Here is a 15,237-nt window from a genome sequence, read left to right as displayed (position 1 = left end):
GCCCGAAGACCCTGCTTTCACGGAGACCAAAACTTACGAGCCAAACAGCCCTTATTCTGCGAGCAAGGCAGCCTCAGACCACCTGGTCCGCGCCTACCATCACACCTACGGGCTACCCGTGCTCACGACCAACTGCTCGAACAATTACGGGCCGTATCATTTCCCGGAGAAGCTGATTCCACTCATCATCCACAATGCCCTGGCGGGAAAGCCGCTGCCGATTTACGGCGATGGCCAACAAATCCGCGATTGGCTATATGTGAAGGATCATTGCTCGGCCATTCGGCGCGTGTTGGAGGCGGGGCGCGTGGGCGAAACCTACAATATCGGCGGCTGGAACGAAAAACCCAACCTCGAAGTCGTCCACACGCTCTGTGAGATGCTGGATGCACTATCGCCACGCGCCGATGGCACACCTTACGCCAATCAAATCACCTATGTCACCGACCGTCCGGGCCACGATCAGCGGTATGCCATTGATGCCACCAAGATCAACCGCGAACTCGGTTGGAAACCCGCCGAAACCTTCGATACCGGCATCCGTAAAACCGTCGAGTGGTATTTGGAGCACCAAGAGTGGGTCCAAGGCATTACCAGCGGCGACTATCTGAAGTGGATCCAAACCCACTATGCCACCGCATGATGGAACGCCGACTTCAGTCGGCGTGGATTGAACCGCGCGAAGGCGTTAAGGTCGCCAAGGAACGCAAAGAAGACCTTAGCCGCAAAAAGGCGAAAAAGGGACGCAAAAATGGGAATCCTCTGCATCTGATCTTTTTTGCGAATTTTTTGCGCCTCCTTGCGGCTAAAGATTCCCCTTCTTCATTTCAGCTTTCTGCTTTCCAATTTCAACTTTACCCCTCCCAGTTTTCACCGTTGATTTGGATATTTAACCGCAGATCAACAGGATTTACGCAGATCAAAAAAGAGATGATGAGAGGATTTTTTGATCGCAGGTAAAGTCAACCGTCTTATTTTTGATCCCTCTTCCATCTGCGTTTTTAACGTCCATCTGCGGTTAACATTCTCTCTTATTCTTCCTCGCGTCCCTCCGCGGCCTTTGCGCCTTTGCGCCTTTGCGCCTTTGCGGTTCAATCCGATTTCGTATTTTAACGATGAAACCAAAACGTTTCCTGATTACGGGCTGCAACGGCCAGGTTGGCTTTGAGTTGCAGCGCTCGCTAGCCCCCATGGGCGAAGTCGTCGCTCTCGATCGCCAAGCGATGAATTTGGCCGATCCCGATTCCATTCGCCAGGCGATCCAAACCTACCGCCCGGATGTCATCGTCAATCCTGCGGCCTACACGGCGGTGGACAAGGCGGAGAGCGATCGGGAAACAGCCCATGCCGTGAATGGCGTCGCCCCGGGGATTATCGGCGTAGAGGCAGCCAAGATCGGCGCCCTGGTCATTCACTACTCGACCGACTATGTTTATGATGGCTCCAAGGTTGGTCCCTATCTTGAGACGGATGCCACCCACCCGCTCGGGGTTTACGGCCAGACCAAGCTCGCGGGCGAGCTGGCCTTGGCGGAATCCGGAGCCAAGCACCTCATCTTCCGCACCAGTTGGGTCTTCGGCACGCACGGAGCCAACTTTCTCAAAACCATCCTGCGGTTGGCCAGTGAACGCGACGAGTTGAAGATTGTCGCCGACCAGTTCGGGGCACCGACCTCGGCGGGACTGATCGCCGAGGTCACGTCCCAGGTCCTTGGATCGTATGGGTCGGAATCTGAGCGCGACACTTTTCCCTTGGGAACCTACCACCTCGCCGCCGCCGGAACGACTTCCTGGCATGAATACGCCCGCTATGTCGTGCGGCAGGCGACCGCGGCGGGCCTGAACCTTCGAGCCACCCCGGAAACCATCCACCCGATCCCCGCCGCCGCTTATCCGATGCCCGCGTCGCGCCCGATGAATTCCACCCTGGATACCCGACGACTGCGCAACAGGTTCAATCTCGACCTGCCGCCGTGGCAAACGGGTGTCAACGCGGTGCTGCAAGCCTTGATTCAAGAGACTCAGAGCACCCCGCGCTATTAACCCTACTCCAAACAATCAAATGACCGAAACACAACTCGCAAAGTCGCCCGCAGCGTTCGAGGTCGGCGGCTTATCAAAGCCAGGCGAATTCCGCCCATTGGCCTTGTCCTCCATGTTTTGGAAGCCGCAATACCTCAAGCCGGGGTTATCCGCTTGGGAAGGTCACCTTCCCTTCGCGTTTTGGATCATGGAGGCGCTGGCCCCCTCGACCTTCATCGAGCTGGGGACCCACTATGGCACCTCCTACTTCGCCTTTTGCCAAGCCGTAGAGCGCCTCGGCCTCGCGACGACTTGCTTTGCCGTGGATACTTGGCAGGGCGACGACCATGCGGGTTTTTACGGCGAAGAGGTTTTCGGAACGGTGAATGCATACAATGCAGAACGCTACGCGACCTTCTCAACGTTGGTTCGCAGCACTTTTGACGAGGCGCTCCCCCATTTTGAGGACGGCAGCATCGACTTGCTACACATCGACGGCCATCACAGCTTTGAGGCGGTCAGGCATGACTTTGAAACTTGGCTCCCCAAACTCTCGGATCGCGCCGTCGTACTTTTTCACGACACCAATGTGCGTTTCGGAAGTTTCGGCGTTTCAAAATTCTTCAACTCGCTCAAGTCACGCTACCCGTCCTTTGAATTCAACCACAGCCATGGCCTGGGAGTGCTGGGCGTGGGGCCGAAGCAACCCGAACTGCTCAAGCTGCTTTATCATCTCGCCGATGCCCCCACCACCAGTGCCACCCTTTACCAAATATTTTCCCGCCTGGGCCAAGCCTGCCAAGAGATGAGCTCGGCAAGGCATGCGCAAGAACAGGTGATCAGCTTGAGTGCGCAGCTTGCCGATCAATCCCGTGAACTTGAATCCCTCACCGTCGCAGCATCCCAGCAACACGACACGCTGGTGGAGAAACTGGGCCAGTTAGAGGCTGAACGCGCCCGTCTGAACCAAGAAAACGAAAATACCCGCCTCGAGACCGCTCAAAGTAGGACCAGACACTCCAACGAAAAAACCGAGTCTGAGACGCATAAACGAAATTGGCAAGAATCCGCCAAGGAAACGGCCGCGCTCCACCAAGAAATGGCGGTATCCCGCAATCAACTGGCGAAGCTCCGACAAGAGAATCAACAACTGGCCCAAAACCTGGCCAAATCCGAAGAAATCCAGACGCAATCGACCGGGCGAAATGCTGCGGCGGAAGCGGCGGCCAAGGCCGTCATTCAACGCCTAGCAGACGAGGAGGCGCAAAGCCACCGTCTCCAGGAAGAAAGTGCGGAAGTCCGCAAACTATTGGCCACCGCCCAGCAAGAACACGGGCAACTGACCCAACAATTGGCGCTGGCACAGAAAGAGGCACTGGCCCGGAAAGAGGCGCAGGCCCATGAAAAAGCCGAGTTTGAGACGTATAAACGAAATTGGCAAGAATCCGCCAAGGAAACGGCCGCGCTCCAACAGGAAATGGCTGTATCCCGCAATCAACTGGCGAAGCTCCGACAGGAGAATCAACAACTGGCCCAAAACCTGGCCAAATCCGAGGAAATCCAGACGCAATCGACCGGGCGTCATGCTGCGGCGGAAGCGGCGGCCAAGGCCGCCATTCAACGCCTCGAAGACGAGAAGGCGCAAAGCAATCGCCTCCAAAAAGAAAGTGCGGAAGTCCGCAAACTATTGGCCACCGCCCAGCAAGAACACGGGCACCTGACCCAACAATTGGCACGGGCACAGAAAGAGGCACTGGCCCTGCAAATGGCCAAGGCCCAGGACGAGGAGGCTTACTTCGCGCTGCTGGAAGAAGAAACGACCCACAAAATCGAAAGTCAACGCGAGCAAACGATCGAGGCCATCCAGGCTGAGCTGGAAAAAGAAAAATCCGCGTTTGCCCACCTGAGTCAACACAGTGATACGCAACGGGAAGAAAAGCAGGATCTGGAATTCACAGTGGGGGAATTGTCCCGCGAAATCGAGAACCAACGGCATCAACGGGCAGAATCGGATGCCAAACACCGGATTCTCCAGCAGCAACACGATCAGCTCGCCCTCGAAAAACAACAGTCTGAAGCGACCCACAGGGAACTGGAAGCCAATATCCACGAGCGCTTCAATGAACTGGCGATTCTGGCCAATCTGATGGTCGAGCGCGATCAAAACCTGGAGGCGGCGCAAGCGGAGATTGAGCAGTCAACACTCGACAAGTCGTGTCTCCAACAAGAGAACGATATTCTGCGTAACGACGGGACTCACCAGCAAACCCTGGTTCACGAGCTCACGCACCAAAATGACACGCTGTCGGAACTCATCCGTCAACGCGACGAAGAATGTAGCCATCTTAAGAACAATATCGAGGAACGCTTCCGCGAATTGGCCGAGATCGCCAAGATGATCATCGAGCGCGATGCCACCCTCGAGACGTCTCAAGCGGAGATCGAACAGTCAAAACAGGCCAGCGCGCAGCTTCAGCAAGAAATCGAAAATTTGCGCCACGAAGGGACGCTCCAGCAAGCCACGATCCACGAGATCGCACAACAAAAAGACACGCTGTCCGAACTCATCCGTCAACGGGAAGTGGCATGTGACCACCTTAGGAACAATGTTGAGCAGCGCTTCCGCGAACTGGCGGAGCTATCGAAAATGTACCTTGCCAGTGAACAGCGAGGCGAAGTCGCAGTCGCTGACAACATCAAACTGAAAAAATCCATCTCGTGGAAAACAACCGCCCCCCTGCGCTTAACAAGCCAGATGTTTAAAAAGATGGGCAAACAAGAACGCGTGTTGCGAAAACAACGAGACATCATCCTGAAATCTGGACTTTTTGATAAAGATTTCTACTTGAAATCTTACCCCGATGTCGCCGCATCCAAGATAGATCCAATATGCCACTATCTATTGTTTGGGGCCAGAGAATTAAGAAATCCGAACCCATCGTTCAACACTGGAAGATACCTCGATCGGTACCCAGATGTAAGAAATGATAAAAAAAATATAAATCCTTTAATACACTATGTCTTATATGGAATGCGTGAAAATGGAAGATAGACTCTTAAAAATAATTTACTTACAATTAATATAATATAATAATGATAATATCAGATACAGACAAATTATTTTTAACGGACGCATTTGACGAAGAATGGTATATCCACGAATACCCTGACGCTGTCCTATCCGGCATGAGTGCAGCTGAGCACTATATACAGATTGGCCGCCGACTGAAGCGCAAGCCAAATCCAGATGGGGGTCACGCCTATCAAACCCACCACGCCAAGACGAATATTGTTTCAAATTTGACCGAGACAAAAGATAATCTTCCTATTCTAGCTACGCAACCATGCCGCTGGATACATAATACGGCTGCTATTGCACGCAATCGAGCCCAGCAACTAGCTCCACTGACGCGTAGTTTTAATCCGAAAACACTCAATATCCATTGGATCATACCTGATTTCAGCCATGGTGGGGGCGGACATATGTCAATTTTTCGCTTGGTGCGCTATCTAGAGTGCTTTGGCCATCGACAGACGATCTGGATCCAAAACCCCTCTGTCAGCCAGACGGAGAAACAGGCATGGGATAATATACGCGCATGGTATCAGCCTATTGATCGTGTAATAGTTCGATTTTTACCAGATGAAGTTGAGGGTATTTCCGGAGATTTAGTAATAGCTACAGATATGTGGACAACCTTTCCCGCCGCCCAAATGACGATGATGAAAGAGCGTTTTTATCTAGTTCAGGATTATGAGTCATTATTTCACACGCACGGTACATACACTTATGTCGCTGATATGACTTATCGCATGGATTTCAAAGTAGTTTGCGCCGGAAAATGGCTAAAGTCTGTCTGCGAAATCAAATACGGACTTTGGACACGATCCTGGGATCTAGCCTATGACCCGCTGTATTATTACCAAAACGAGGGAAGGCGCTTTTTGAATAATATTCCACTGCGAATAGCCTTTTATGCCCGTGCTAGCACGCCACGCCGTGCGGTAGAGCTAGGGCGTGAGGCGTTGTTAATCTTACATGAGCGAGGGGCAAACTTCCTAGTAGATCTTTTCGGACAAGATGATCTGGGCCCACCTACACCCTATGCGCACGTGCAACACGGATTGCTTACCCCGGCACAATTAGGTGATTTATATCGAGAAGCTGATATAGGACTGGTGTTTTCTGCGACAAATTATTCACTAATACCTATGGAAATGATGGCCTGTGGTTTGCCCGTGGTCGAGCTGGATGTAGAAGGAACTCGTGCAGTGTTTCCCGAAGGATCTGTAGCCTTTGCGCCACCCACACCGCACGAAATCGCCGATACATTGCAAAATCTGATTGAAAACGTCGCGAAACGTCAGTCTCTTCGTGAGGGTGGCTTAAACTATGTATCTCAGTTGAGTTGGGAAAAGAGCGCACGCGCGCTTGAGTCAGGCCTGATCGAGGGACTGTCACAGAATAACCAACCCGTGCATCCAATCCAGTTATTTACTAAAGAAGAATATGTTCACAAGGCTGCGGTAATCATTCCGACATGGAATGGTGGTGATTTATTTAGAGACGTTCTAACCGCTCTAGTTAAACAAAAAACCGATTGGCCGTTTGATATAATGGTAGTTGACAGCGGATCGAGCGACAACACAATAAAAATCATTGGTGAATTCGCAGGGCGAGGCGTTCGATTACACCAAATCCCCAATAGCGAATTTCAGCATGGCCGTACCCGTAATCTCGCTATTTCGCTTACTTCTGCAGAATTTGTTGCGGTCCTAACGCAAGATGCAACACCAGCCAACAACTATTGGCTGGCAAATCTTATAAAGGCCTTCGACATGGGAGAACAGGTTGCTGGTGTTTTCGGCAAACACTATACATATCCGAATGCTAGCGAATTCGTGCGGCAAGGGCAGGATGGACATTTTCAACATTTTGACAGACTACCTCACGTTGCACAATGGGATACAACCCCACCAGGTATGGAATGGGGTTCTCTTCAGCATCAGCAATGGTTGCATTATTATTCCGACAACAATTCAGCGATACGCCGCTGTGTATGGGAAAAAATTCCCTATCCTGATATTCCTTGGGGGGAAGATCAGGTGTGGGCATGGGAAATTATTAAGCAGGGGTATCAAAAAGCATATGCCAACGATGCCATTGTCATACACTCGCACAATTTATCGGAGTTTGAGCAAGCTAAGATATCAAGGATAGAGGGTGATTTCTGGTTGCGTTATTTTAATTATCGTTTTGAATCAGATCCTGATTCAGTTAAAAAAAGCATTGATTTTCTCAATACACGTGATATCGAATTAGCAACGTCAAATAACATACCTAAAATAAAACTACATGAACAAAAAAAAATAAATAATGCTGCTATATCCTCTAGATACATTTCTCAATATAATCTTGTGAAAAGATGGAGAAGCAAATGTCTACAATGATTTTAATTTAAGCCTCTTCCGCCAAAACTGTGGGTGGAAACTGGCGGCTTGATCGCCGCGAAGCGGCGGAAGCCTCTTGAAAGTTGTCCACAACAGGCCGCTTCGAGAATGGGTCTGAAACTCGTCGGAGAAGCGGACTGTTGTGGGCAACTTTTTCTTCCATGCGATTTAGTGGCCCTTGGTTCGAAAAATGGCTGCCCGGCGGGATGAAGCATTGATGAACCGGCGGACTCTGGCAAATTCGGTTTGCGACAACAAAACAACCAGCGCCCCGCCGATTCAATTCAAGACCTTACTCAACAAAGTCCACCGCTTCAAGAGCTTCGTTTACCATTCCGTCAGAATGAGTGGAAACGGCGACAAGGCGCGGATCATCGCCGAGATTATCCCTAGGGCTAACGCCAAACCCAGATGCTCCGGCTGTGGAAAGCCGCGTCCCGGATACGACCGCATGTCCCGGCCGCGCGAATTCGAGTTCATCCCGGTCTGGAACATTCCCGTCTCGCTCTCCTACACCATGCGCCGGGTGGATTGCCCCACCTGCGGCATCAAGGTCGAGGCCGTCCCGTGGGCCCAGGGCAAACACGCCTGTTGCGATGTCTACCGTCATTTCCTCGCCTCATGGGCCAGGCGCCTGAGCTGGAAGGAAACCGCCGCCTGCTTCCACACCAACTGGGACACCGTCTGCCGCTCGGTGAAATGGATCGTCGATTTCGGGCTGAAACACCGCGATCTGGAGAACATCACCGCCATCGGAGTCGATGAAGTCACCTACAGCAAAGGGCACAAATACATGACCCTGGTCTATCAGATAAACAGCGGCCGCAAACGCCTCCTCGGCGTCATCCGGGACCGCGAAACCCGCTCTCTTGCCAGTTTCTTCGAGTCCTTCGGAGCCGAGCGCTGCGCGAAAATCAAAGTCGTCTGTTCCGATATGTGGAAACCCTATCTGAACGTCATCGCCGCCATGCTGCCCGCCGCTCTCAACGTGCTCGACCGCTTCCACATCGCCAAGAAACTCGGCGAGGCCGTCGATGAGGTGAGGCGGCAGGAAGCCAAACAACTCGCCGCCGAAGGCTACGAACCCGTGCTCAAGAATTCCCGGTATTGCTTCCTGAAGCGCCGGTCCAACCTCACCATCAGGCAGGCCACCCAACTGCGCGACCTGCTCAAATACGACCTCAAATCCATTCGCGCTCTCGCCCTCAAGGAATCCTTCGACGCCTTCTGGCAATACGAAAGTCCGCGCTGGGCTGGTTGGTTCCTCAAAAAATGGTGCACCCGCGCTATGCGGAGCAAACTTGCCCCCATGAAGAAGTTTGTCGGCACACTGCGCAACCACGAGGACCTGCTGATGAACTACTTCAAGGCCGGCAAACTCTATAACAGCGGAATTGTCGAGGGCCTCAACCTGCGGATCAACCTGTGCATGAGAAAAGCTTACGGCTACCGCAGTTTCGATCTTCTCCAAACCTCTCTATATCACACACTTGGAGATCTACCCGAGCCAAAGTTCACCCACAGATTCTGCTGAAGAGCCTAATTTAAAAACTTAATCAAATATTTTATAAGTAAAAATAAATAAAATAAATAAAATAAATAAAATAAATATAAAAAATATTAAAATAAATCACAACAAAAAAATATCAACTAAAATGAATAAAATAGTAGTAAATCATAGTTCTATAATTAAATCTATCAATGTTTTGAATGAAATTCTTAATGAATCTAAAGTTTCGATTTTGGATGATCCGGAGTTCTTCGTAACTAACAGTGCATGCGATCAAAATGCTGTTGATATGTTTAATTGGATAAGCCAAATACCTGTAGCATCTATCAAATCAGGGGGAATGTTACTGTTTTCTAAAGAAAACGATTTAAGGGTATCAGATTTTTCTAATACGCTTGGATCTATAAAAAATAAAACGATTTTAGAGTTAGGATCATTTGAAGGGGGACATACTTTTCAACTTGAAAACGCTGGTGCACAAGTTGTACCCGTAGAAGCAAATCCAGCAAACTTCCTCAAATCATTGATAGCTAAAAATATACTTAACATGAAATCGAGTTTTTTACTTGGAGATTTTGTTTCTTTTATTGATAATAACAAGATATCATATGATGGTGTATTCGCCGCTGGTGTTTTGTATCACATGCAAGATCCAATTGGATTAATACACAAGATATCTAATGTTACAAAAAACATATATATTTGGACTTTATATGTTGATGACAACCAACAGCAACAATGGAACAAGGATGATGTTTGCGATGTTGTGCACCACGATCAATCATATAAATACTATAAATACGTCTATCCCACTGATCATCATACACGCCAGTTAGCTGGAACCGGTCCATATTGCAGCCGAATCACTAAAAATGATTTACTTAAAGCTTTATATTCAAGTGGATTTAAAAATATAAAAATTCACTTAGATGATGCATCATATGCAGGAGGTGCTAATATATCTTTGACGGCATCTTTTTGATGGAACGATGAAGTAGCCCCGTGAATTGGAGCTTGCGGTTTTTTAAAACTTTAGACCTCTGGCTGTGCATCTGATCAAAGCCAAGAACTGTGACGACTTAGCGGCATTCGATCCCGATCTGAGGCACGTGGCACGGGACAGGCGAACCCATGAATCCCCGGTGAAATCAGGCATTCTGACCTTAACTTGACGCAAATTTGATCAATTGTAAGTCTACAGCCTCTCGATTCGACCACACCCGCTACGAAACCAAACAAACCCGTTCTCCCATGATCCACAACAAAACATCAAGAATCTCGATTAAATATTTAAGACGAAAACGATGACACATAAAAACGCTAATTATCAATAATATTTTAATTTTGCAATTTTAATACTTATTATTTTAAATTATTATTGTTGTTATGAATTATTTTTACGGAAAGATATACTTTTGACGCTATTTAAATTTGGAGCAATTTCACATTTATTAAGAGCGTTATATCTTTTAAATTCAGAAAAGAAATATTTTAACGTTATTAAAAATTCTTGTATTTTTAATGTCGAACTTTACAAGTCCCAGAGACCTCGTAACCTAGCCGCTCAAATTTTTCCCATCCGGCACTATGTCCTCTGGGGAGAAAAGCAGGGCTTGTGGCCGAATCCCAATTTCTCACCGACCGCCTATCTCGCAAACAATCCTGAGCTTGCTGATGAAATCCAGCATCCGCTGTGGCATTACCTGACGGTTGGCAAAGCACGACAACTGAGGGCGACGCCGTTTCCACCTGACCCCACCACGCTACCGGCCGATCTGGCGGCCATTCCCAGCGCACCCAATCCTGTCAATCCGAGGATCCAAAGCGAGCTGGCGATCGTGGTGCATGTATTCCACTACGAGCTGTGGGAAGAGATCGCCAGAGCGCTTCGCCATATTCCCCAATCGTTTGACCTCTATTGCACGGTGATCCGGCGAGACGGATTTGACCCGCTCGTGGCGGGTATCCAAGCCCGTTTCCCCAACGCGCGGGTGCTTTGTTTCCCCAATCACGGTCGCGACATCTTTCCCTTTGTCCACCTGGTCAACAGCGGAATCTTTTCAAATTATGCCGCGGTCTGCAAGTTGCACACCAAGAAGAGCGTGCATCTCGCAGATGAGGGAGATCATTGGCGCAGCGAGCTGATCCGCGGAATTCTTCCCTCCAAGGAACAGGTAGGATGGATATTGAGGGGTTTTTTAACCGATCCGGCGATTGGGGCAGTGGTTTCTGACCAACATCTTCTGGAACATCCAGACAAGTGGGGAGCGAATCGGCAAAGGGTCACTGACGAGCTCGGGAGGATTGGCATTGCGGCCGATCGATTCAAACTGAGCTTTCCAAGTGGCTCGATGTACTGGATCAAGCCCGAAGCCTTGAAGCTGTTGCAGTCGATGAACTACTGTGCGGAAGATTTCGAGCGCGAGGAGGGGCAGCTCGACGGCACGCTGGCCCACGCGATCGAACGGATCATGGGCTTCCTGGTCCAGCACGCTGGTCAGCGGGTGTGCGGGGTTTCGGAGTTATCGGCTACGGCTTCATGGGAGAGGCAAGACGAAAGGATCCAAAGCAGCTTTAAGTCATGACCGACATTCAGCAAGCGAATCGCCCCGAGGTGACCGTCCTCATCAACAGCTATAACACGGCGGATTATCTGGATGAGGCCATTGCGAGCGCGAGGCAACAGACGCGGCGCGTGGATCAGATTGTGATCTCGGACGTGAGCACGGATGCATCGGCCGACGTCATCGCGAGACATTCCAAGCAGGATGAGCGGATCTTGGCGGTTTATGGCAAGAATCGTGGCCAGTTGGCGACGATCGTGGCGGGACTGGCCGCGGCCGAGGGCGATCTGGTTTTCTTGCTGGACGGGGATGATTGCTACCAGGAGCAGCACGTGGAGACGTGCCTGCGACGATGGGAGCAGTTTCCACAGGCGGATGTTGTGTATGGCCGCCACCGCGCCGTCGGGCAGAGCGAATTGCTCGCGCTGCTGCGCGGAAAGCAGGATCACGAAAACGCCCACTGGATGGGGCCGATCCCGCTGGAACTGGCCTACGATTGGGGGTTCGGCACGGCTCTTGGCTGGTGCCTGCCGTCCTATCATGCCGGGGGGCTGACTTCCTGTCTGTCGTTTCGTCGCTCACACCTGCAGCGGCTTCCGTTGGCGGAGCTGTGTGATGCCTTTGGCGACGAATTGAAGGCCAACGCCGACTACATGATGTTGCTGGCATCGGCGCTTTACGGCGGACGCAAGGTCTACGTGCCGGATCGTACGGTGGATTATCGGGTCCATGCCAAGAGCCAGACGGGTAAATATGCGATGGGAGAAGTCGAGAGCGACTATCGTCAGCGTTATTACTGCGCCTTGGCCCGCAATTGGCTTTGTGCGGCGCCAAGGTTCGGCCCGGCGCTGCGCGATATTCTCGACAAGGAGTTGGCGACCGTTCCAAATCCGTCGAGGGGACATCGGCGCTGGTATGCCGATGCGAAGAAGTCAGGTCGCTAATTTAGTCGGTGATTGAGACGATGCCGTCATTTGCCTGATCTCAAAACACCCCACTCCATTGATGATGCTGTACGCCGATGTCACCCGCCTGATCTGGCGCCATGCGGGGGTGACCCAGCACACTGGCATTGACCGGGTGAATCTGGCGTATGCCCGCTGGGTGCACGAGCGGGGCGGAGGGCTGTGTTTGAGACGGGGCGACGAAGTCAAGCAGCTCTCGCGCGGTGCATGGGGGAAGCTATTGCTCGGCGACCAGCAGCCTGGCGGTTCCCCGCGCAGGCGGCGGCATCGGTTGTATCTGTTGCTGCGTGCGCTGGCGTTGCGGCGGGCGATTCCTCAACAAGCCATCTTGCTGGTCTCGACCCACTCGTGGCTGGCGCATGAGGACACTTGGGCGTGGTTGAAGAAGGGCCAATGCCGGGTGGTAGTTTTCATTCACGACCTGATCCCGCTGCAGTTTCCCGAGTATGCGCACCCGCGGCAGAAGACGCTGCACGCACGGCGGCTGGACCATTCGCTGCGGCACAGCTGCGGGATCATCGTGAATTCGAGCTGCACCCGATCCGCAGTGCTGGCCCATGCGCAAGCGGCCGGGCTGGCGGTGCCGCCGATCCTGGTCGCGCCGCTGGGGCATGATTTGCCTGAGCGTTCTGGCATGGGGCCGCCTAATGAGATCCGCACGCCATATTTTGTCATCCTAGGCACGATCGAACCACGCAAGAACCATCTGCTGTTGCTGACACTCTGGAGGGAGCTGGTCAAACGCCACGGCGCGGCGACGCCGCAGCTGGTGATCGTGGGCCGACGCGGCTGGGAATGCGAGCAGGTGGTAGATTTGCTGGAGCGTTGCTCGGCGATCCAGCCGTATCTGGTCGAGATCAACGATGCGTCGGACGAAGCGGTGGTCGCCTTGCTGGCGGGTGCGCAAGCATTGCTGATGCCGTCGTATGCAGAGGGCTTTGGGATGCCGGTGCAAGAGGCGCTGGCGCTGGGGACGCCGGTGATTTCGTCGCCGCTGCCCGCGATCTTGGAATTTGCCGGGGAAATTCCCGACTACGCCGAGCCGCACGATGGCGTGCGCTGGCTGGAGCTGATCGAAGACTACGCAAAGGCGGATTCCCCGCGGCGGGCGGCGCAGCTGGAGCGGCTGCCGGCCTTCCAACACACCACCTGGCATGAGCACTTCCAGCGGGTGGAGGAGTTTCTTGAGCGGATAGATGAGGGACGAATGGAGTGCTGACTTCAGTCGGCGTGGATGGAGTGCTGACTTCAGTCGGCGTGGATGGAACCGCAGAGGCGCAAAGGCCGCGGTGGGACGCGAAGGATGGATGGAGGGGGATTTTTAGCCGCAAGGAGGCGCGAAAAGTTCACAAAAAAAGATAAGAATGATTTTCGGTAGGGCGGGAGATGAAGCGAAACGCAGAGACGGGGAGGAAGCGAAGGAAGACGGGGAGAATTTTCGAAGAAGGTCTCGCGCAAGGCCGCCAAGTCGCCAAGGCAGCGGAATGGCAAAAGGGCTGAAGAAACCTATTTCTTCAATCGCATCAATAATCCTCTGAAAACTTTGCGTCTTTGCCCCTTTGCGCGAGGACTTCTTTAAGGAGACTTCGGGTCTTCCGTGGTAAATCACCCTTCTTCCGAAAATCCGGCTTCCGGCCTCTGGCTTCTGGCTTCTGGCTTCCGCCCCTCCTCGCGTTCCTTTGCGCCCTCTCTTTCGCCTTTTTGCGGCTGAAGTCTTCTTCGCGATTCTTGGCGACCTCTGTGTCTTGCGGTTCAGTCCTCTTCTCACAAGCCTCGTCGCTCACAGAGCGATGCTACAGTCTTCACCCATCCAAAAATCCTTTCTCTTTCCGCTTTTCAGCCTTCCCGCTTTCAGCTCTTCTTCCAAGCGAAAAGTCGCCGGCTCCTTGCGGAACCGACGACCCCTGTTACAAACCGCGGTGCGGCGTTGCTAGATCCATCTTTCGACGGTCAGATCAAGCAGCGTTCGCATCCACGGCGGGCTGGGTCCCCTTGCGGGTCAGGCCGCTTTTCCGATCGCTCTTCCGGACGTATCCGAGAGCCCGATACAGCGCGCTATCCCGCCTCCTTAACAAGCCCTCTCTGACCGGAACAATCCAGCTGCCTAACTCGGAACACAGCCGTTCCAACTGAGAAAAGACTTCATTCCACCCCGGAACAACCTCCTTCCGACCCGGAACACTCACTATCCTGACCCGGAACACCGCGATTCTAGCCGGGAACAGTCCCTACCCCCGCCGGAACAACCCCGAATCTATTAGGAAATGCCACCGTTCCGGTTTGGAACAGGCCGGTTCCAAGCAAGGACACACTCCGCCCGCGTCCGGGGCATTCCTGCTCCGACCCGTAACCCCCCTCACCCCTCACCCCTCACCCCTCACCCCTCACCCCTCACCCCTCACCCCTCACCCCTCACCCCTCACCCCTCACCCCTCACCCCTCACCCCTCACCCCTCACCCCTCACCCCTCACCGCGTCCCACCACTTCAGCCGATCCGTGAATCAATCACAGAATCAACTGAACAGGTTCCGCAGCCTGGTTCTCCACCCATTCAAACTCCAAAATCCGATCCCGGTAGGGCGCGCTCGGCCCGGGCCGCCCACTTCATCCGACGCCAGGAGGAACCGGCATAGCCGGATGTAGCCTATCGGCTACGAATCACGGCGGACCGGGCCGGATCCGCCCTACCGAGTTTCTTCCGCCCCTGATCTTCATCCAAAATCCA

10 protein-coding genes are annotated in these 15,237 nt (G+C 52.5%); all 10 read left to right on the top strand.

Annotation, left to right across the window (positions count from 1 at the left end):
* On the top strand, positions 1-643 hold a 643-nt coding region (locus AC4DF4_RS06235; RefSeq protein ID WP_490047247.1), incomplete at its 5' end, for a dTDP-glucose 4,6-dehydratase.
* The gene (locus AC4DF4_RS06230) at positions 640-960 is read left to right on the top strand and encodes a hypothetical protein (RefSeq protein ID WP_490047246.1); all 321 of its coding nucleotides are present in this window, start codon (positions 640-642) and stop codon (positions 958-960) included. The genes AC4DF4_RS06235 and AC4DF4_RS06230, both read left to right, overlap by 4 nt.
* Before the next feature lie 155 nt (positions 961-1,115).
* Complete coding sequence (rfbD, locus tag AC4DF4_RS06225) at positions 1,116-2,042, top strand: dTDP-4-dehydrorhamnose reductase (RefSeq protein WP_490047245.1); 927 nt, start codon at positions 1,116-1,118, stop codon at positions 2,040-2,042.
* A gap of 19 nt (positions 2,043-2,061) precedes the next feature.
* Positions 2,062-5,073 carry a class I SAM-dependent methyltransferase gene (locus AC4DF4_RS06220; RefSeq protein ID WP_490047244.1) on the top strand — a complete coding sequence of 1,004 codons (3,012 nt, stop codon included), beginning with the start codon at positions 2,062-2,064 and terminating at the stop codon, positions 5,071-5,073.
* A gap of 41 nt (positions 5,074-5,114) precedes the next feature.
* A complete protein-coding gene (locus AC4DF4_RS06215; RefSeq protein WP_490047243.1) occupies positions 5,115-7,472 on the top strand; it encodes a rhamnosyltransferase WsaF family glycosyltransferase in 2,358 nt (785 codons plus the stop codon).
* Between the two features lie 277 nt (positions 7,473-7,749).
* Positions 7,750-9,006: an ISL3 family transposase gene (locus AC4DF4_RS06210; protein WP_490047248.1), complete on the top strand. Its 1,257-nt coding sequence runs from the start codon at positions 7,750-7,752 to the stop codon at positions 9,004-9,006.
* A gap of 121 nt (positions 9,007-9,127) precedes the next feature.
* On the top strand, positions 9,128-9,964 hold the full coding sequence (locus AC4DF4_RS06205) for a class I SAM-dependent methyltransferase (protein WP_490047242.1): 837 nt from the start codon (positions 9,128-9,130) through the stop codon (positions 9,962-9,964).
* A 433-nt stretch (positions 9,965-10,397) separates the two neighbouring features.
* A complete protein-coding gene (locus AC4DF4_RS06200; protein WP_490047241.1) occupies positions 10,398-11,567 on the top strand; it encodes a rhamnan synthesis F family protein in 1,170 nt (389 codons plus the stop codon).
* Positions 11,564-12,490: a glycosyltransferase family 2 protein gene (locus AC4DF4_RS06195; RefSeq protein WP_490047240.1), complete on the top strand. Its 927-nt coding sequence runs from the start codon at positions 11,564-11,566 to the stop codon at positions 12,488-12,490. The genes AC4DF4_RS06200 and AC4DF4_RS06195 overlap by 4 nt, the downstream gene beginning before the upstream one ends.
* A 61-nt stretch (positions 12,491-12,551) precedes the next feature.
* Positions 12,552-13,730 (top strand): glycosyltransferase, encoded by a 1,179-nt coding sequence (locus AC4DF4_RS06190; RefSeq protein WP_490047239.1) that lies wholly within the window; start codon positions 12,552-12,554, stop codon positions 13,728-13,730.
* Positions 13,731-15,237 lie beyond the last annotated feature (1,507 nt).

The sequence above is a fragment of the Luteolibacter sp. genome (assembly GCF_058122085.1).
The sequence above is the reverse complement of the archived record's forward strand: the minus strand, read 5'-3'. Positions and strand labels throughout refer to the sequence as shown.